This window comes from Gemmiger gallinarum, assembly GCF_014982805.1.
Classification (GTDB): Bacteria; Bacillota; Clostridia; order Oscillospirales; family Ruminococcaceae; genus Gemmiger; species Gemmiger gallinarum.
In genome coordinates this window covers 500,895-519,445 of record NZ_JADCKC010000003.1, presented here as the reverse complement: position 1 = coordinate 519,445, position 18,551 = coordinate 500,895, and the positions used below count along the sequence as shown (strand labels likewise).

16 protein-coding genes, 1 other RNA gene and 1 pseudogene are annotated in these 18,551 nt (G+C 54.8%); 10 read left to right on the top strand and 8 right to left on the bottom strand.

The features are described 5' to 3' along the window. Positions 1 to 24 precede the first annotated feature (24 nt). The 4 genes from INF35_RS11610 to INF35_RS11595 form a co-directional block, all read right to left on the bottom strand. Positions 25 to 1,194 (bottom strand): LegC family aminotransferase, encoded by a 1,170-nt coding sequence (locus INF35_RS11610; protein ID WP_193502609.1) that lies wholly within the window; start codon positions 1,192 to 1,194, stop codon positions 25 to 27. A gap of 251 nt (positions 1,195 to 1,445) precedes the next feature. Further along, positions 1,446 to 2,222, bottom strand: a complete 777-nt coding sequence (locus INF35_RS11605) for a thioredoxin domain-containing protein (RefSeq protein ID WP_193502607.1) — start codon at positions 2,220 to 2,222, stop codon at positions 1,446 to 1,448. Positions 2,223 to 2,367: 145 nt separating this feature from the next. Beyond that, a non-coding RNA gene (gene ssrS, locus INF35_RS11600) (6S RNA) lies at positions 2,368 to 2,558 on the bottom strand. Positions 2,559 to 2,563: 5 nt separating this feature from the next. Next, positions 2,564 to 2,893: a DUF1292 domain-containing protein gene (locus tag INF35_RS11595; RefSeq protein ID WP_193502605.1), complete on the bottom strand. Its 330-nt coding sequence runs from the start codon at positions 2,891 to 2,893 to the stop codon at positions 2,564 to 2,566. Positions 2,894 to 3,071: 178 nt separating this feature from the next. Between INF35_RS11595 and INF35_RS11590 the strand changes: the two genes are divergently transcribed. Then, positions 3,072 to 3,959, top strand: a complete 888-nt coding sequence (locus tag INF35_RS11590; RefSeq protein WP_193502603.1) for a peptidylprolyl isomerase — start codon at positions 3,072 to 3,074, stop codon at positions 3,957 to 3,959. 189 nt (positions 3,960 to 4,148) lie between these two features. On the opposite strand, the gene INF35_RS11585 is transcribed toward INF35_RS11590, so the two are convergent. The 3 genes from INF35_RS11585 to INF35_RS11575 form a co-directional block, all read right to left on the bottom strand. Beyond that, complete coding sequence (locus tag INF35_RS11585; RefSeq protein WP_193502602.1) at positions 4,149 to 5,315, bottom strand: L,D-transpeptidase; 1,167 nt, start codon at positions 5,313 to 5,315, stop codon at positions 4,149 to 4,151. A gap of 201 nt (positions 5,316 to 5,516) precedes the next feature. Continuing rightward, complete coding sequence (locus tag INF35_RS11580; protein ID WP_193502600.1) at positions 5,517 to 6,713, bottom strand: sodium ion-translocating decarboxylase subunit beta; 1,197 nt, start codon at positions 6,711 to 6,713, stop codon at positions 5,517 to 5,519. Between the two features lie 30 nt (positions 6,714 to 6,743). Beyond that, positions 6,744 to 7,175, bottom strand: coding sequence for an OadG family transporter subunit (locus INF35_RS11575; RefSeq protein ID WP_193502598.1), 432 nt, complete (start codon positions 7,173 to 7,175; stop codon positions 6,744 to 6,746). Positions 7,176 to 7,464: 289 nt separating this feature from the next. On the opposite strand from INF35_RS11575, the gene INF35_RS11570 reads away from it, so the two are divergent. The 6 genes and pseudogenes from INF35_RS11570 to INF35_RS11545 form a co-directional block, all read left to right on the top strand. After that, positions 7,465 to 8,073 (top strand): ECF transporter S component, encoded by a 609-nt coding sequence (locus tag INF35_RS11570; protein WP_193502596.1) that lies wholly within the window; start codon positions 7,465 to 7,467, stop codon positions 8,071 to 8,073. 168 nt (positions 8,074 to 8,241) lie between these two features. Continuing rightward, positions 8,242 to 9,390 (top strand): glycosyltransferase family 2 protein, encoded by a 1,149-nt coding sequence (locus tag INF35_RS11565; RefSeq protein WP_193502594.1) that lies wholly within the window; start codon positions 8,242 to 8,244, stop codon positions 9,388 to 9,390. Next, entirely contained in the window at positions 9,387 to 11,192 is a 1,806-nt protein-coding gene (locus INF35_RS11560) for a glycosyltransferase (RefSeq protein WP_193502592.1), read from the top strand. The genes INF35_RS11565 and INF35_RS11560 overlap by 4 nt, the downstream gene beginning before the upstream one ends. Before the next feature lie 62 nt (positions 11,193 to 11,254). Beyond that, on the top strand, positions 11,255 to 12,757 hold the full coding sequence (locus INF35_RS11555) for a hypothetical protein (RefSeq protein WP_193502590.1): 1,503 nt from the start codon (positions 11,255 to 11,257) through the stop codon (positions 12,755 to 12,757). A 42-nt stretch (positions 12,758 to 12,799) separates the two neighbouring features. Then, positions 12,800 to 13,555 (top strand): ABC transporter permease, encoded by a 756-nt coding sequence (locus INF35_RS11550; RefSeq protein ID WP_235983211.1) that lies wholly within the window; start codon positions 12,800 to 12,802, stop codon positions 13,553 to 13,555. 11 nt (positions 13,556 to 13,566) lie between these two features. After that, a pseudogene (locus INF35_RS11545) lies at positions 13,567 to 14,301 on the top strand (ABC transporter ATP-binding protein); the annotation flags it as partial. Between the two features lie 301 nt (positions 14,302 to 14,602). Here the strand turns inward: INF35_RS11545 and INF35_RS11540 are convergent. After that, positions 14,603 to 15,100 carry a hypothetical protein gene (locus tag INF35_RS11540; RefSeq protein ID WP_193502584.1) on the bottom strand — a complete coding sequence of 166 codons (498 nt, stop codon included), beginning with the start codon at positions 15,098 to 15,100 and terminating at the stop codon, positions 14,603 to 14,605. A 769-nt stretch (positions 15,101 to 15,869) separates the two neighbouring features. Between INF35_RS11540 and INF35_RS11535 the strand changes: the two genes are divergently transcribed. Genes INF35_RS11535 through INF35_RS11525 form a run of 3 tightly spaced genes read left to right on the top strand, consistent with a single transcriptional unit; the run spans position 15,870 to position 18,550 of the window. Further along, on the top strand, positions 15,870 to 16,817 hold the full coding sequence (locus INF35_RS11535) for a DUF3991 and toprim domain-containing protein (protein WP_193502582.1): 948 nt from the start codon (positions 15,870 to 15,872) through the stop codon (positions 16,815 to 16,817). A 16-nt stretch (positions 16,818 to 16,833) separates the two neighbouring features. Beyond that, a complete protein-coding gene (locus INF35_RS11530; RefSeq protein ID WP_193502580.1) occupies positions 16,834 to 17,649 on the top strand; it encodes a ParA family protein in 816 nt (271 codons plus the stop codon). Beyond that, positions 17,606 to 18,550: a ParB/RepB/Spo0J family partition protein gene (locus tag INF35_RS11525; RefSeq protein ID WP_193502578.1), complete on the top strand. Its 945-nt coding sequence runs from the start codon at positions 17,606 to 17,608 to the stop codon at positions 18,548 to 18,550. The genes INF35_RS11530 and INF35_RS11525 overlap by 44 nt, the downstream gene beginning before the upstream one ends. The last annotated feature ends 1 nt before the right edge of the window (position 18,551 follow it).

Here is an 18,551-nt window from a genome sequence, read left to right as displayed (position 1 = left end):
GGTGAGATACCCGGAATGGACGCCTTACAGCGCCAGCACCGCGTCGATGACGCGGGCGCAATCCTCCTCGGACAGGTCGGTGGAGCAGGGCAGGTTGACGATGTACTTGCGATAATCCAGGGCCTTGTCCAGATGGTAGGCTTCGTTTCTGGGGTAATCGGCCTGCTCGTGAATGAGGGCCCACACCGGGCGGGTCTGGATGTTCTGAGCCTGCAGTTTCCCGATAACGGCATCCCGGTCGAGGTCGCTCTCACCCAGATAGAGGCTGAAGAACCAGCGGTTGGGGCGCACGCCCTGGGCTTCGTCCCGGAAGGGCAGGATGCGCAGGCCCTTTTTGCCGTCCAGCCCGGCCACGTACTGCTCATACCGGGCCTTTTTGTTCTCGATGAAGCCTTCCAGGCGCTCCAGCTGGACCAGACCCAGGGTTGCCTGGACGTTGGTCATGCGGTAGTTGTAGCCCACCTCGTCGTGGACAAACTGCAGCAGGTCGGCTTTGGCCTGGGTGGACAGATGCTTGGCGTGCTCGGCCCAGTCGGGATGGTTGGAGACCATCATGCCGCCGGCGCCGGTGGTGATGATCTTGTTGCCGTTGAAGCTGTAGCAGCCCGCGTCGCCCATGGTGCCGGCAAACTTGCCCGCCAGAGGGCCGGAAATGTAATGGGTGCCCAGGGCCTCGGTGGCGTCCTCGATGAGGATGAGGCCGTAGCGTTTGGCAATGTCCATCAGGCGGGGCATGTCGGCCATGTTGCCGAAGACATGTACCACTCCCAGGGCCGCCACATGGGCGCCGGTCTTGTTGTTGTAGAGCTTGCCGTCGTGCATGGTGCAGTGGTTGGCGCAGAAGTCCTCCACCCCGTCGGGGTCGATGCACAGCGAGTCGTCGCAGCCGATGAACACCGGCTCGGCGCCGATGTAGCGGGTCAGGGGATTGACGGCGGCAATGAAGGTCAGGGTGGGGACGATGACCTCGTCACCGGCGTGGATGCCGGCGGCCAGGGCGGCCATGTGCAGCGCCGAGCTGCCCGCGTTGGTGGCCACGGCCCGGGGCATGCCCACGTAGTCGGCGATGGCCTGTTCAAATTCGCCGACGCGGGCTCCGCTGGTGGAGACCCAGCCGGACAGCACGGCGGCGCGGGCGGCTTCGGCCTCGCCCTCACCGAAATTCGGAACGGAAAGCGGGATAAATTCAGACATGAGATTGCCCTCCCAAAACGGCGTCGGCGGGCGGCAGCGCCCGGTCGGCCGGAGTTTTTGCACTTCTCCCGCACCGGCAAACGGTGCGGACAGGTATACACAGTCCATTATACCCTGTCGGCCCCCAAACAGCAAGTAGAGGGGCGGCAAAACCCTTCCCTCACGGCAGAATGCGGCCAAAAACAAAACCCGGCCTTCCGGGTACAGCCACCGGAAGGCCGGGAACATACAGGGTAATACAGGGAAAAAGTTCAGTCGTCCTCGTAAGGGTCGTCCAGCAGGCCCAGAAGTACCGTGTGGGACAGCTTGGGAGAGTTGTATTCCCGTACATCGCTGTCATCGGGCACATGGGCAAAGTCGTCGGCGTCGGGGTCGTAGTCCTCCTCTTCGCCCTCGTCGTAGGCTTCCTCCTCGTCGTAGCCCTCTTCCTCGTAGTCGTCGGAGGCAAAGTCGTCGGTTTCCTCCTCCGGCTCCTCGGGCAGCAGGTCCAGCTCGGCCAGCAGATTCTGCATGGCGCCGCAGTCCTCGGGCACATCGGTGAGGCTGGAGCCGTAGTGGCTGAACAGCACGGTGCCGTCGGCATCCAGAATCAGGGTCAGGGGCATCTGCTGGGGCTGGTGGGCAGGCATGACATAGCCCCGGCGGCGGGCCTTTTTCAGGATGCGCCAGCCTTCCAGAGAGCAGGTCCGCCAGAAGCCCGTTTTGGAAGGAATGTCCAGCAGATCGTACAAAACACCCTCCGCATCGCAGAGCAGGGGATAGGGCAGGCTGCGGGGACCGATGTTCTCGGCCAGCTTTTCAGGGTAGGAGCGCACCACCATGGCGAACCCGCCCCCTGTCAGCTTGTACCGGGAATGGGAGTACCGGGACACAAAGGTGCGGGTGACCGGATGACCGAAATTGCTCATGAACACCAGCACCAGGGGGGCGTTCTGCTCCAGCAGGGCGCGGAAACTGTTCTGTGCGCTGTATGGGGTGTCATACTGAAAAAAGGGGATTTTGTCCCCGGGGGCAATCCGTTTGCCCATGGAAATTTCCCTCCTCCTTGTCCGCCCCGGGGTGAGGAAAAGGGGACGGACGGGTTTTCTGTTCCGTATGTGTCCGGCGCCGCAAAGCCGGACAACAAAAAAGGCAGAGCTGCACAATCTGCGCGCCCTGCCTGTGAGATACAAAACAACCCCCGCGCGGCCGTCTGCAGCCAATCAAAACCTACCGTTTGGCAGGTGGGTGCCCTGCGGACGCTTTCACGCTCCCTTCCTCCGCCAGCGGCGGGAGGTCTGCAATCCGGCGGCCGACGCCAGGCTCCCTGAATTTGATTAGTAGGATTATATAAAGCTGCAACAAATCGAACCGTGCAGGGGCTATTAACTCAGGATTCCAGCTCGGAATCGTCGATGTCGAACATGGCACGCAGGCGTTCCTCAAAGACATGGCCCACTTCCAGCAGTTCCTCGTCGTCATCCACGATATCCATATATTCACCTTCGTCGTCGGTGCCCACGCGCATGATGATGAGCTCAGCATCATCGTTGAGGTTTGCCGGGTCCTCCACATAGGGGACCACCGCCAGATAGCGGGTGCCCTTAACCTCAGTGGCGTCCACGACTTCAAAGGTGCATTCCTGCCCGTCCTCGTCCTCCAGGGTCAGAAGATCGGGCGCAGTCTCTTCCATCATTTCGGGGGTAAGCTCGTCAGACATAATGTTAAATCTCCGTTCCACGGGGCGCAGCCCCGTTACTATGCTACTAGTTTACTTGTTTTTTGTACTGCCGTCAAGCGCTATCTATTTCCCCCGTCCTGTGGTATAATATTATAGATATTTTCGCCCGGGCCGCAGCCTCGGGCTTCGCCCTGCGGGGCGGAAAGGAGGGCCGCCGTTGGCACCCATCGCAAAACGAAATCTCTGCGCCCTGTGCGCAGCACTGCTGATCGCCCTTCCTCTTGCAGCCTGTGAGAGCAGCCGGTATCCGGTACCCAAACGGGAGGAAGTGGAAAGTTCCGAGCGCCAGTTCACCGCCCCTTCGGACGGGGACCTCATCGCCATTTTCACCACTTCCCTGGGGGAGGTGCGGGTGGCGCTCTACCCCGACGCCGCGCCCATGGCAGTGTACAACTTTGTGGGCCTGGCCCGCAGCGGCTACTATGACGATACCGTCATCTGGCGCAGCGAGTACGGCTTTGCAGTGCAGGGAGGCGACGCCACCGGTACCGGCACCGGCGGCAGCACCATCTACTCGGACAATCCCATCCCGCTGGAGGCGGATTCCTCCCTGCGGCATTACGCGGGAGCCCTGTGCGCCGCCACCACCAAGGGGGACCCCAACAGCGGGGAGAGCCAGTTCTATTTTGTGACGGCCCTGCCCGACAGTGTGGATGAGGAAATGCAGTCCCAGCTGAGCCAGAACGGCTACTCCGAGTCCCAGATCGCAGCCTACGGGGCGGCGGGGGGACTGCCTTATCTCGACAACACCGACACGGTGTTCGGCCAGGTGTACGAGGGCATGGATGTGGTGGACCGGATGGCCTGTGTAGACACGGTGCTGGATGAGGAAGGCAACGATACCTTCCGCCCCACCGAGGAGGACACCATCACCATTGAGAAGGTGACCATCGCCACCTACCCCGGCCCCACCGCCGAGGAGCTGGCCAAAGCAGAGGAAGCCTCGGCCGAGGAGGCGGAAACTTCCGATGACGGGGCGGAGTCCCAGGCGTCTGAGGATTCCCCGGAATCCCAGGACGGCCAGGACGGCCAGGACGGCCAGTGACCCGCCGCTGACCCTAGTATATGCAGGAGCTCGGCGGTTTAGCCACAGAAGCCGGAGCAGGAAAGCCGGCCTTCCGCTCCCTCGGATATCTTATCAGATCAAAGAAAAAACCTCCCGGAGATATTTCTCCGGGAGGATTTTTTGCTGTTTTGATAATCGCAGGGGAACGGACAAAGCTGCCGCGGAGGCTTAACCGCGGGTTCCCTCGGTCTTGTAGTCGGTGCTCCAGCCCTGCAGATCGGGCTCGGTGAGGCTGTAGCTCCAGCGGGCATCGTCCTGAGCGGCATCCCACTCAGCCCAGGCTTCCTCGCTGCGGATGGTGGTGCCGGTGAGATAGGCATCATCCCAGGGGTTCTCCGGATCGGGATCGGTGGGGTCCCAGCCGCGCATGCTCTCGTCGTCGGGGTCGGTGTAGATGGTGCCCGGGCGGCCCATGGGACCGGGATCGTTCTCATCGTCGTAGATGACCACCGTGGTGCCGATGGGGCAGTTGTCATAGATCCACTTCACATCCACCACCATCAGACGGATGCAGCCCAGAGAAGCCTGGGTGCCCAGCTTGTTGTACTCCACGTATTCCAGGTCGTCCTTGTGCTGGGTGTAGTAGGGGACGCTGTGGAAGAGGTAGGCGTCCCAGATGCGGGTGGCGTACTGACCATAGCAGGGGCCGGACAGCAGCCGCCAGGAATAGCTGACGGGCGTCTCGAACACACCGGTGGGGGTGTCGGGGCCGCCGCTGCAGATCATGGCCATATAGGGCCTGGTGTAGCGGGCATCGTCGCCATCGCCGTCGGCGGCATAGACCGTTACCACCGAGGCGGCCCGGTTGACGGCGATGAGATAGGGAAAGTCCTCCCGCACGGTCAGGTCCAGATCGCTGTACTCAGGGTCGGCCTGCAAACCTTCCAGCAGGGCGACGGCGTTCTGCTGCCAGGTATCCGGGTCTTTGACTTCCGGGGCATCCTTGGTGGCGTTGGCAATGTTGCGCTCGGTGACCTGGGCAATGCGCTCCTCCGCCGGATCGGGGGTGGGCTCCGGGGTGGGGGTGGCCTCAGTCACATCCGAGGCTCCGGCCCCGGCCTGTACTGCGCTGCTGTCGGAGGAGGGATCGACCGTGGCGGGAGTACCGCTGGGCAGACCGTAGGCGATGCCCAGTGCACCCACCACACAGAGCACAAGGGCACACAGACAGACCAGCATGCGGTTGCGGGCGCGGCGCTGGCGGGCCTTGCGGCGGGCACGGGCGCGGGCCTTGGCGCTGTCCGACGGAACGGGGCGGGAGCCCTGACCGGAGGGACGGCTGGCGGGGGAACCGGACGAAGAACGCTGTGCGCGGGGCGCATCGCGATGATCCATACAAAAACCTCCTGTTGGCAGATGGGGACCGGCGGGCGGAACCTGCCGGAAAATTTCACATATTCCTATTATGTGCGGGAAAGAACTCCGGGTCAAGTCCTGGCAGAAAATTTCAGCCAATTGCAGCAAAAAGGGAGGCACACAGCAAGACAGCCGGACCCGAAGGCCCGGCTGTCCGGAAAGCGGCTGCGAAAAAGGAGATCACATACCGCGGCACATGTTGATGAGGATACCGGCCGCCACAGCGCTGCCGATAACGCCGGCCACGTTGGGGCCCATGGCGTGCATCAGCAGATAGTTGCGGGGGTTGTACTCCTGGCCAACCTTCTGAGAAACACGGGCGGCCATGGGAACGGCGGAAACACCGGCGGAGCCGATGAGGGGGTTGATCTTGCCGTGGGTGACCAGGCACATGACCTTGCCCAGCAGAACGCCGCCGGCGGTGCCGAAGGCGAAGGCGAAGACGCCCAGGAAGATGACCATGACGGTGCGCATGTTCAGGAAGGTCTCGGCGTTGGTGGTGCAGCCGACGGAGAAGCCCAGGAAGATGGTGATGATGTTCATCAGCTCGTTGCCGGCGGTCTTGGTGATACGCTCCACAACGCCGCATTCTTTCATCAGGTTGCCCATCATCAGGCAGCCGACCAGGATGGCGGCATCGGGCAGCAGCAGGCTGACCAGAATGGTAACGATGATGGGGAAGAGGACCTTCTCGGTGTGGCTGACCTTGCGGGGGGCCTCCATGATGATCTGGCGTTCCTTCTCAGTGGTCAGCAGCCGCATGATGGGGGGCTGAATGACAGGGACCAGAGCCATGTAGCAGTAGGCCGCCACGGCGATGGAGCCCAGCAGAGCAGGAGCCAGGATGGAGGTGGTCAGAATGGCGGTGGGGCCGTCGGCGCCGCCGATGATGCCGATGGAAGCAGCTTCCGGCGGGGTGAAGCCCAGCAGACGGGCGCCGGCGTAGGCGACGAAGATGCCCAGCTGAGCGGCAGCGCCCAGCAGCAGGCTGGAGGGACGGGCGATCAGCGGCTCAAAGTCGGTCATGGTGCCGATGCCCAGGAAGATCAGCGGGGGATAGATGCCTAGCTTGACGCCTAAGTACAGATAGTCGGCCAAACCGCCGGACGTACCCAGAAGTTCCCAGTTGATGTGCTGGGTCTCGTTGATAAAGATCTCCATGTGGATGATGCCGTCCAGCGGCAGGTTGGCCATCAGCATGCCGAAGCCGATGGGCAACAGCAGAAGAGGTTCAAACTGGTGAACGATTGCCAGATAAATCAGTACACAGGCGATCGCAAGCATGATCGCGTAGCGGTAGCCGCCTTCTGCAAATAAGATCTGTGCGTAACCGGAGTTGGCAAAGATCTGCTGCAGGTTGGTTATAATTGCGCCCATTTTGTCATCCTTCCTTCCCTGAGCTGTCCATTAGATAAAGGGGCGGGTGTTCTGCAGGACACCCGCATCGCCCCAGACACCCCGGCGGGATGCACCGGGCTGCGGCAGACGGCGGATACCGCGCACCGTCACGTTTGCGCCCTCGGTGTAATACACAGCGGCCGAGATGGCAGCCACGATCTCACCGGAGATACCGCCCTCCACAGCGGGCGCCGGAGCAGGAGCCGGAGCAGCCTGTGCCGGGGCGGAGACAACTGCCGGGGCGGGTTTGTCGCCCACATGCAGGGCGTCCTTGGCCTGGGCGCGCTTTTTGGCGTTGATCGAGTCGAAGATCTTGCCTTCCAGCGTGATGATCAGGCACAGAAGAATCAGAAGTCCGAACACAAGCACAAGGCTCGTCGACACCAGAGAGGCGTCGAAAATCGTCAGACCACCGGCGGGCAGCAGCAAAACATGATCCATGACGGTTCCTCCTTATTGTGTCGTTCTCTTCCGGAAACGGCCGGATGGAACGAATAAAACCCGAATTATCACTATTATAACACGCAGTCCAATTTTTGGGTAGCGGGTTTTGAAAAACTTTTTTCAATTTTCTGTTTTTTTGTTCAAAACGACGTTTTTGACCGGGAAGGTTCCGGCAGCCTTCTTTCCCTTGAAAACTCCCGCGGGGCGCGATATACTAAGTAACGCGGAAAAACCGCGAATATGCGCTGTACTCCGAAGAAGAGACGGCAGCAGGAGGAAACTGAATATGAAAACAAGCAAGAACGTCCGTTACCTGACACAGCTGGCGCTTTTGACAGCGCTGGTGCTGCTGATGGCAAACACCTTTCTGGGCTATATCCGGGTGGGGCCCCTGACCATGAGTCTGCTCACCATCCCGGTGGCCATCGGCGCCATGCTGTGCGGACCCCTGGCTGGTGCCTGGCTGGGTCTGATCTTCGGCCTTACCAGTCTGGCAAATGCCATCAGCGGCGCCGGCGGCCTGACCTTTTTTGCCTTCCAGTACAGCCCGGCCCTGTGCGTTGTCATGTGCGTGGGCGCCCGGGTGCTGTGCGGTCTGCTGTGCGGACTGATCTACCGCGGCGTCGGCAAACTGATGCCCGCCCGGGACAAGACCTGTGCCTTCATCGGCGCACTGAGCGCTCCGCTGCTCAACACTGTGCTGTTCATGGGAGCTTTGGTGGCGTTCTTCTACGATATGCCCGCGGTCCAGGAAAAAGTGGCGGAGCTGGGGGCGGCCAATCCGTTTATTTACGTCATTCTGTCGGTGGGCGTGCAGGGCGTGCTGGAAGCCGTCATCTGCTGCATTGTCGGCACCGCGGTGACGGTCCCTCTCAAGCGGCTGCTCAAGCAGTGAGCGGTGCGCTGTTGCCGCTCTGATGGCGCAACCTTTTGAAGATTGTTTTTTGTGCCTTGCCGGCACATCCTGCTTCATGTGGGGTGTGCCGTTTTTTATGCTCAAACGGCTTGCCAAAGTCCGAAATACGGATCTGCAAAAAGCGAGCATTTCCGAGAATATTTGTCATTGCAATGGTACATTATTTGTGATAGAATTTCTTGCATACTATGGAGAGATGTGTATTTTACCGCAACGGCGCGTCGAGATTTGCGGATGCGCACGGGTTACAACAACGCAGGGGTGACATCTGAGATGATACCGCAAATCAAAAACGGAAACAGACGGGACAAAGTGCTGACGGTTTCGATCGCTGCCTACAATGCAAAAGCCACTTTGCCCAAGGCACTGGATTCCTGCCTGGTGTCGGGGGCGGAACGGCTGGAAGTGATCGTAGTGGACGACGGCTCCACCGATGACACTGCCCATGTGGCGGAGGAGTATGCCGCGCGCTGGCCGGAGATTTTCCGTGTGATCCGCCAGCCCAATGGCGGATACGGCAGTGTGCAGATGACAGCTCTTGCCCAGGCGCAAGGGACCTATTTCCGTACGTTGGACAGCGATGACTGGTTTGACCCCGATGCATTGACCAAACTGCTGCGGTATCTGGAAACCTGCAGCACCGATGCCGTTTTCACAAATTATTGTACGGTGCGCAACAATCAGATTCAGGACGTGTTTTCTGTCTGTGAAGGCCACAAAGAAGGCTACGTCTATACATATGATACACTGGAACAGCCGGTGTTGAATATGGAGATACACGCCCTGAACTGCCGTACGCAAATGCTGCGGGCGGCCAAAATACAGCTGTTGCCGCACTGCAGCTATACGGATATGGCGTATACGTTTCTGAGCATGGCAGCGGTGCAGACGATTTCCTTCTGCCCGGTGGACCTGTACCATTACCGGTTGGGAAGGGACGGGCAGAGCGTCAGCATCGAGAGCTACCAGAAGCACTTTGAGGATTACGTCAAGGTAACGGAGCAGATTTTGGATGCGGCGGATTTGCTGCCTGGCGGCAACAAGGGAGAAATACTGCGTGGCCGTGCCCGGGACATTGCACAGTATGGAATCGAGTTATTGCTTCGCTTTGCGCCGGATAAGAAAGTGCGGGAGCGCCTGGAAGCCTATGACCGTTCTTTGCGAAAGAAGCATCCGCAAATTTCCGCCAAAATGTATAACAAAAATACAAAAATGTTGCGAAATAGCAGATATTGTCTGTATGGACTGTTGAATATCTACGCCAAAGTCAAAACCAAACACCGGAGGCAAATATGAATCTGATATTGCAAAAGCTTTTATGGCCGACAATCGGCGTATGTACACAGAAACCCCTGTATTTTAGACTTAAAGATTCGTTTCAAAATGGTGACCAGATTGAGTTTCATCATGGGGGCACGGCCGATTTCTCTACCTATTTTAATTGCTTCAGTGCAGATAAATGGCGTGAATACACCGTTGTGACTGATATTGTGCTGCGGCTTGAACTGAAGGGGCACTTTCGGATTTCTCTTCTCTCGGAAAATCTGATTAACGATAAAATCACAGAGGATGTCCTGCTGGATAGAGAGGTGAATTTTGCAGAAAAAAACACCATTGAGTTGCCATATCCGGCGGGGACAAGAGGATTGCTGACCTTTTCGATTCTGTCTTTGGGGGAAGGCACCTGTTTCGGCGGAGCTTATATTACTGATATTCCGGAAAATCTGTTCCGCTATACCAAAATTGGTATTAACATCTGCACTTTTCGGAGAGAAACTTTTATTCAAAATAACCTCGAGCGTATTCGCAAAGAAGTGGTTGAGGATGTCTCGTCACCGCTGCACGGCCACTTGGAAGTTTTCATTTCGGACAATGGGCGGACACTGGATGCAAATGCCCTCAACAATGATATTGTGCATATTGTACCCAATCGCAATGTGGGGGGAGCGGGCGGCTTTACCCGTGGCATGATCGAGATTATGAAAGCCAATGATCAGGGCAGCAACATCACTCATGTACTGATCATGGACGATGACATTGTATTTGGTATGGATGTGCTGTACCGCACCTATCTGCTTTTGTGCCTGCGCAAAGAAAAGTATGCGGATGCCTTTGTGGGCGGTGCTATGCTACGCCTTGACCGGCCCTGGCACCAGGTAGAGAGCGGCGCCTGCTGGAATGCTGGGCATCTGATTTCTCATAAGACTAATTTTGATTTGCGGACGCTGGTATCCTGCGCTGCTAATGAGTTGCTGGAATATCACGAGTACAATGCCTGGTGGTATTGCTGTATTCCAATAACGGTGATCCGGCCGGATAATTTGCCGCTACCTCTGTTCATCCGGGGGGATGATGTGGAGTATGGACTGCGCAACTGCCGTCAACTGATGACACTCAACGGTATCTGCGTCTGGCATGAGCCTTTTGAAAGCAAATATTCTTCCAGCACCTACTATTATATTTTGCGTAACCAGTGCATCGACAATGCGCTGCACTGCCCAGGATATGGCAAGGAAGCGTTAAAGGCCGATCTTCACGACCAGGTGTTGGGAGAAATCAATCGTTACCGCTACAAAAATGCCGATCTTCTGATCCGCGGTGTGCGGGATTTCCTCAAAGGAATCGACTGGCTGGAAAATACCGATGCCGAGGCTTTACATCAGGAGATCATGGCGGCAGGGTACAGGTCTGTGCCCATTGAGCAGACCAATGCCGAAGTCCCCTTTGATCTGTCCCGGTATCTGTATGCAACAAAGGAAGAAAAACCAAGCACCAAAAAGAAGGTTTTGATGCGTTTGACGCACAACGGACACAGTCTGCCGTCCACTCGTGGGAACACAGTGGTGTCAGCCATGTATATGACGGCCTACAATGCATACCGTGTCCAGAAAGTTTTGAACTACAATCCCAACAATCAGACGGCTTTTGTGACCGATCGTGACCCGACCGAATACCGCCGCTGCGTACGCGAGATGAAGGCCTGCATGCGGGAAATTGATACCAAGTTTGATGCGGCCCGGGAAAGCTATCGCCAGCGCCATGGTGAGCTGCAGAGCCTGGAGTTCTGGAAGAAGTATCTGGGGATGGAGGAAGGTTAAGTCCTATTAATGATGTGGTGAAAGTATAGAAGAGCGCAAAGCTTCTGATAAAGGAGAAAATAATGGATAACCCACAGACTATATGGTTACATAAAAATAAGGTTCTTCTTTTGATCTTTCTTATATCTGCTGCATTTGTAATGTTGTTTTCGTACAGTACGTCTATTTTTTACCCGAATTACTATGGCTCCTCTTATGGTGGGGATGCTGCACAGTTTCTTACTATAGGAAAAGCATGGGCGGAGGGTAAGATCCCCTACAAAGAAATGTTTGACCACAAAGGACCAATCATTTTCTTTATTGATATGCTAGGATTTCTCTTTTTTGGCAGTAAATCCGGCATTATGATTTTTCAAATAGTATTTATTTTTGCCACATGCATTTTCCTTTATAAGATTGCTATGCTTAGCGGGAAAAAATCGCCGCAATATGGTATTATAGCAATTGTGGTTAGTTTGATTGTATTAAAAGCAAGTTATTGTAACGGTAACTCTGTGGAGGAATACTGTTTACCGTTCATTACCGTAAGTGTATATTTTCAAGTTGAATTTTTATCTCAATATTCGTCCGGCTCAAAAAAACAAATAACCCATAATCCTTGGATCGCTTTCTTTTATGGATTGACGTTTGCTGTGGGATTTTTGACCAGATTGACCAATGTGCTGCCCATATGTTTGGGGGTGCTTGAAATCACTGTATTATTGATTTTGCATAAACAGTTTCAGAATCTGCTGCAAAACATAGCGGGATTTTTGGCCGGTTTTTTTGTCTTGTTTCTGCCGTTCTTGATCTACTTTGCAGTTCATGGTGCAGCTTTCGATTTCCTGTATGCGGCAATTGGTTTTAATATAGAGTATTCTGCTGCAATGAGTTCATGGCTGCGAAGCGCAACGAGCGATAAAGTGGTATCATTTTTTAAAGAATATGGGGCCTTTTTTGCATGTGCTTTTTCTATTCCTCTTACTTTCCGACGTAGAAAGTATACCTTGACTGTATTGTATATACTATGGTTTTTGTCGGAGGGGTATTTGTTCGGCAGTGGACAATCGTTTGTTCAGTATGCAACCATCACAATACCGCAGGTTGTGTTGTTGCTGAATGAGATAATGCTTCTTGACAATAGTGAGCATTTGAGCTTGAGTAAAGTTATCGCGGTGTGTATGGTTTCTATTTTCTGCTATAATTCTGTTTTACAATATTTTCCAGTTGCGCTTGATATCTATCAGAAGAGCAAAAAGGCGGAGGTTAGAGAATACCAGCCTTTGATTGATATGATACCAGAAAACGAAAAAAGCAGTTTTGTAGCCTATGGAGGAAATGACTTCAAAGACCTTTATCTTATTGAGGATTTGATGCCTTGCTATAAGTATTTCGTAATACAAGATTGGCATGCCCAATTTAGTGATTCTGTGAGACAAAACATCCACGACATATACGCCAATGGCGACGCGCAGTGGATTTTGACCAAAGATGGTAGCACAACCGTTATACAAGATATTTTGGATGAAGATTATGTACAAGTGGCATCTGCGGAAGAATATAGGCTATGGAACCGAAAACAATAATTTTTTGTGTATCACTGAAAGGCAGGAGCTATGCTGAAACTGATGAAAAGATATCAGTTCTTGTTTGAAGAACTGGTTTCCCGAGATTTCAAAATCAAGTACAAGCGTACCGTGCTCGGCATGGGCTGGAGTGTGCTTTCTCCTTTGCTGCAGCTGCTGGTAATGTCGCTGGTATTCGGCCAGTTCTTTGCCCACGATCAGCCGCACTACACCATCTATCTGTTCTGCGGCAACCTGGTATTCAGCTATTACAAGGACTCTACCGCTACCGGCATGCGCTCCCTGATGGATAACCGCGGCATTATTTCCAAGATCAACGTGCCCAAATATATGTTCCTGCTGTCCAAAAACGTTTCAGCACTGATCAATTTTGGCCTGACGCTCTGCGTCTTTTTCCTCTTCGTCGCCATCGACGGCATTGCGTTTTCGCCGCGGTTCCTCATGCTTCTGTATCCCATCGCCTGCCTGATTGTGTTCAACATCGGTGTGGGTCTGGTGCTGTCGGCATTGTTTGTCTTTTTCCGTGACATCAACTACCTGTACGATGTCTTTACACTCCTGCTGAACTACTGCTCAGCCATCTTCTACACGGTGGACCGTTTCCCGGGCTGGGTGCAGACCGCACTGCTCTGCAATCCGGTATACTGTTACATCAAGTACTTCCGCATCATCGTTTTGGACGGAGACATCCCGTCGCTGCCATACCATTTGCTGTGCCTGTTCTATGCCGTTGTGATGGTCCTGATCGGCGGCTGGATCTATAAAAAGAACAATCACAAGTTCTTGTACTATATGTGAGGAGGCGCAGTATGGCAATTATAAAGGCAAACGGCGTTTCCATCCGGTATATTACCGGAGATTTCAAGGATATCGGCCTGAAAGAATATGTGGTACGGCGCCTTCAGGGCAAGTATCAGGTCAAGGAGTTCTGGGCGGATAAAAATGTCACCTTTGCACTGGAACGGGGCGATATGCTGGGCATTATCGGCACCAACGGCGCCGGTAAATCCACCTTACTCAAGGCGGTGTCCGGCATTATGGTCCCCACCAAGGGAAACATGGAGATCAACGGCTCGGTGGCGGCGCTGCTGGAACTGGCCAGCGGCTTTGACGGCGAGCTGACCGTGCGGGAAAATACCTATCTGCGCGGTGCTATGCTGGGGTATACCCGCAAATTCATGGATGAAAAATACGACGAGATCATTGCCTTTGCCGAGCTGAAAGATTTTCAGGAGCGGCCCTTCAAGCAACTGTCCAGCGGCATGAAAAGCCGCCTGGCTTTCTCCATTGCCTGTCTGGTCAGCCCGGATATCCTGATTTTGGATGAGGTTTTGAGCGTCGGCGACGGTGCCTTCCGCAAAAAGAGCGGCAACAAGATGAAGGAGATTCTGGCCAGCGGCGTGACGGGGATTCTGGTTTCCCACTCTATCAGCCAGGTGCGGGAACTGTGCAATAAGATCCTGTGGCTGGATCATGGTGCGCAGATCGGATTCACAGATGAAGTGACGCTGTACTGTGACGCCTATGAGGAGTTTCTGCAGACCCGAAAACTGCCTCACAACCGCCAGGATGTGGAGCAGCTGGCAGAAGATTTTGCCCGACGCTGTGAGGAGGAAAAGCATCAGAAGCAGATGACCCAGACCCAGAAGCTGGAAACTCTGCTGGAAAGCAGCGATACCGAAGCCGCAGTGGCAGCCTCTCTGGCACTGCTGAAGGAAAAGCGTCCGGAACTGTTGCGAGATGCCAATGCATGATTACAACAAAAGCCGGTGGGAGGTCAAGCCTCCCACCGGCTTTTTTGTATCTGCCGCAATTCAACCATGATCTGTGCAGGCAGAAAAAGGATTACCATTCACGGTCATACAGATCAAAAATGATGTTGCGGGACTCATATTTTTCCCCGGCATCCGCAAGTTTTAACGCCCGCTCCCATTCGGCTGCAAACTCAATAAAGCCGTCAATATAAGGATTCTCGCAGCCGTCATCTTTGTCTGCCTGTGCCGCATCGCTGGTGGTCCTGTCTACCAGCGCTTCATACAAGGCGAGCCGGCTGTCGCTGCCCATTTCTCCGGTCTGGAGACACTGGTACCACTGGATATCATCATTGATGGAAGCATCCATGCATTCCTGGACGTACAAATCAAAGTCGTGGCCGCACCAGCCGGTTTCGTAGGCTTGTTCATCCGGATCGTAATACGGATCGTCGGTGGATTCTTCGTCCATGGTTTCGGTATCCTGCTCCTCCATGTCTTCCTCATAGTGACGGGCGGAATTGCCGCAGGCGGAAAGAGAGAGAGCCAGAGCCAGGCCGAGGCAGACTGCCAGATATGTTTTGCGTTTCATGATTCTTACCTCATTTCATTCATTGTTTCGGCTGAAAAGAAAAACGAACCAGCCGAGCCGCAATCGCACCTATTATCATAGCACTTGGTGCCGGGCTTTCAAGTCCTGGACGGCCTTTTGAATAAAAAAAGTACCACCGAAAAATTGGGACACATTTTTATGGTGGGCCATCCTCTGACCTGGCCCACGCCCTGAAAAACAGTCCGCAGGACTGTTTTTCGCGCTGGCTTTTCCATCGCCGGGCTTTCAAGTCCTGGATGGCCTTTTGAATAAAAAAGTACCACCGAAAAATGGGGGTACATTTTTTATGGTGGGCCATCCAGGACTTGAACCCGGGACCAAGCGGTTATGAGTTACAAAAACTCATCGAAATATCGTAATTTTCGTGCAATATTTACAATATACGAACAGAAAAAACCGATTTAATTGCAATAATTTGACGAATCATTTGGTGTCTTTTTCTGCCCTATTGAGTTCCTTGTAGCCAATCCGTAGCCAAAATAAAAATTGGCTACGAAAATCGACCGGTTAAACCAATTTACTCACGTTTTGGCTACCAGAGTTAGTAGGTGGCTTATATCTTGCAACACCAACCAATCTAAATACATATTATATAGGTCTTTTAGCAGCTGTCAACATGACGGCTGCTTTTTTATTCTAAAAGCACAAAGGGGGGAAGTGTGCCTATTTGGGGAAATGTTCCGCAGCCGTATTCCCCCCACACCCCCCTACTGGCTGAAACACTACTGGCTGAAAAGGAGGAATCATCATGCGCCAGAGAGTAACCGAAGAGCAAATCAGATTGGCAAAAAGTGTAGATCTGATAAGCTACATGAAGCAATACGAACCGCAGGAACTGATCCGCACCGGCCCGCACGACTACAAAACCACCACGCACAGCAGCTTGTGCATCAGCGACAACGGGTTGTGGCACTGGTTTTCCCATGGCGTAGGCGGAAGAGGGGCGCTGAACTATCTCATCCAGGTAAAGGGGATGGATTTCGTCAGCGCTGTGCGGCACCTGTGCGAACTGGAACACCTGACGCCTGTTCCTTTTCAGCAAAGCCAGAGCGGACCGCCCCCGCAGCATGAACGCAGGCCGTTTACGCTGCCGGTGCCCGATAAGAACGCTGAAACGGCCCTGCAATATCTCAAACGCAGAGGGATAGACAGCAAAATCCTGAAATACTGCATTGACCAGGGAATTCTTTACCAGACCACCCGCGGCGGCTACAAGAACTGCGTGTTTGTTGGCAGAGACACCGAAGGTCAGCCGCGCTCTGCCTGCGTGCGCGGGTGCCAGGGAACGTTTCGCGGCGAGTGCGCAGGCAGTGAAAAGCAGTACGGCTTTTGTATTCCAGCAGGCAATGAAACTGCGGACATCGTGGAGGTCTACGAGGCCCCCATTGACGCGCTCTCCGGTGCGACGTTGCAGTTGCTTTACGGTCACGATTGGCGGAGCGTACACCATATTTCGCTTGGCGGGCTGAACTATGTTGCACTGGATCAGTACCTCAAAGACCACCCGAAAATCAAAAAACTGCGGCTGCGCCTGGACAACGATGAGCGCGGACGAGATTTCGCCCTGCGGTTACAGGAGCGATATGAGGCCCAGGGATATACGGTGAAGTCGGTCCCACCCCGTCGCGGCAAGGATTACAACGACTATCTGCTTGCCTGCCACGCCAATTTACAATCCATCGGCAGAAGCCGATAGAATACAGGAGGTAACCATGAAAACAATCGCTATCGCCAACCAGAAGGGTGGTGTAGGGAAAACCACCACCGCCGTCAATTTGGGCGTTGCACTGGCCCGGCAAGGACACCGCGTCTTGCTGGTAGATGCGGACCCACAGGGAGACCTGACCGCCTATCTGGGTTGTCAGAACGCCGATCACCTGGAAACCACCATCGGCACCATGATGGAAGAGGCCATCGCCGACCAGCCGATTTCCTATTCCACCGGCATCCTGCACCAGGAGGAAGGGGTGGACTACATCCCCTCCGACATCGAACTGGCGGGCATGGATGTTCGTCTGACCAACGTGGTGGGCCGCGAGGCGGTTCTCCGCAATGTGCTGGAGCCGCTGCAAAAGCGCTACGACTACTGCCTGATCGACTGTATGCCCAGCCTGGGGATGCTGACCATCGGGGCGCTGGCCGCCTCGGACAGTGTGCTGATCCCGGTGCAGGCCCAGCATTTCCCCCTCAAGGGCCTAATTGCCCTGGTCAAAAACATCCAGATGGTGCGCCGGCGCATCAATCCCAAGCTGTCCATCAATGGCATTGTTATGACCATGGTGGACAACCGCACCAATCTGTCCAAGGATGTGTGCGCTGCCCTGCGCCGCACCTACGGGCAAAAGCTGTGTATCTACAAGAGCGAGATACCGGTCTGCACCCGTGCAGCCGAAAGCACGGCCAGCGGGCACAGCGCCCTGCAATACGACCCCAACGGCAAAGCGAGCCAGGCATATCTGGCACTGGCAAAGGAGGTGGTGGACCATGAGCGAGCGCCGCAGGTACGAGATCAACCCTTCCTTCGCTGACCTGTTCACCACTCAGGAGGATCGGGATGAGGCCAAACTGGAAAAGGTACAGATGCTGCCGCTTGGCGAGTTAAACCCTTTCCCCGATCATCCCTTTGAAGTCCGGGATGATGAGGAAATGGAAAAGCTGGTTGACAGTATCCGAGTCCACGGGGTTCTGATGCCCGCCATTGCCAGAACTCGCCCTGATGGAAGCTATGAATTGGTGGCGGGTCACCGGCGCAAACGGGCGTGTGAGCTGGCGGGCCTGCAGGAAATGCCGGTATTGGTCAGAGAAATGGACGATGATACCGCCACTATCCTGATGGTGGATTCTAACGTCCAGCGAGAACACGTTTTGCCCTCTGAGAAGGCAAAAGCCTACAAGATGAAACTGGAGGCCATCAAACGGCAAGGGCAACGAACTGATTTAACTTCGTGCCAAGTTGGCACGAAGTTGGCTTTTACTCGATCTGATGAAGCTCTCGCAGAAAATACGACGGAAAGTGCTCGAACAGTCCAGCGATATATCCGCCTGAATAACCTCATCCCGGAACTGATGGAACTGGTGGACGAAAACAAGCTGAAGTTCAACCCGGCTGTGGAGATCAGTTACCTGACACCCGAGGAACAGGAGGATTTTTTCCAGTTTATTGACGGCCAGGATTGCTCCCCGTCCCTGTCCCAGGCGCAAAAACTGAAAGTGGCCAGCCGGGAAGGCAACCTCACGCCGGACAGGCTGGAAAAGATAATGACCGCCCAGCCGCCCAGCGTAAAGCCCCGCGAGGCGCAAATCTCCATTTCGATGGAACGTGTCAGCAAGTATTTCCCCAAGGGCTTCACGCAGGAGCAAATCGTCAACCAGATTCTGCGAATACTGGAAGCCCAGTACCGAAAGAAGAATCGTGATATGGAGCGGTGAG

Coding starts and splice junctions, on each gene's coding strand:
- INF35_RS11555 (WP_193502590.1), top strand. CDS start 11,255: ATGGATAACCCACAGACTATATGGTTACATAAAAATAAGGTTCTTCTT.
- INF35_RS11530 (WP_193502580.1), top strand. CDS start 16,834: ATGAAAACAATCGCTATCGCCAACCAGAAGGGTGGTGTAGGGAAAACC.
- INF35_RS11560 (WP_193502592.1), top strand. CDS start 9,387: ATGAATCTGATATTGCAAAAGCTTTTATGGCCGACAATCGGCGTATGT.
- INF35_RS11605 (WP_193502607.1), bottom strand. CDS start 2,222: ATGGGCAAACGGATTGCCCCCGGGGACAAAATCCCCTTTTTTCAGTAT.
- INF35_RS11585 (WP_193502602.1), bottom strand. CDS start 5,315: ATGGATCATCGCGATGCGCCCCGCGCACAGCGTTCTTCGTCCGGTTCC.
- INF35_RS11595 (WP_193502605.1), bottom strand. CDS start 2,893: ATGTCTGACGAGCTTACCCCCGAAATGATGGAAGAGACTGCGCCCGAT.
- INF35_RS11540 (WP_193502584.1), bottom strand. CDS start 15,100: ATGAAACGCAAAACATATCTGGCAGTCTGCCTCGGCCTGGCTCTGGCT.
- INF35_RS11535 (WP_193502582.1), top strand. CDS start 15,870: ATGCGCCAGAGAGTAACCGAAGAGCAAATCAGATTGGCAAAAAGTGTA.
- INF35_RS11525 (WP_193502578.1), top strand. CDS start 17,606: ATGAGCGAGCGCCGCAGGTACGAGATCAACCCTTCCTTCGCTGACCTG.
- INF35_RS11580 (WP_193502600.1), bottom strand. CDS start 6,713: ATGGGCGCAATTATAACCAACCTGCAGCAGATCTTTGCCAACTCCGGT.
- INF35_RS11550 (WP_235983211.1), top strand. CDS start 12,800: ATGAAAAGATATCAGTTCTTGTTTGAAGAACTGGTTTCCCGAGATTTC.
- INF35_RS11575 (WP_193502598.1), bottom strand. CDS start 7,175: ATGGATCATGTTTTGCTGCTGCCCGCCGGTGGTCTGACGATTTTCGAC.
- INF35_RS11610 (WP_193502609.1), bottom strand. CDS start 1,194: ATGTCTGAATTTATCCCGCTTTCCGTTCCGAATTTCGGTGAGGGCGAG.
- INF35_RS11570 (WP_193502596.1), top strand. CDS start 7,465: ATGAAAACAAGCAAGAACGTCCGTTACCTGACACAGCTGGCGCTTTTG.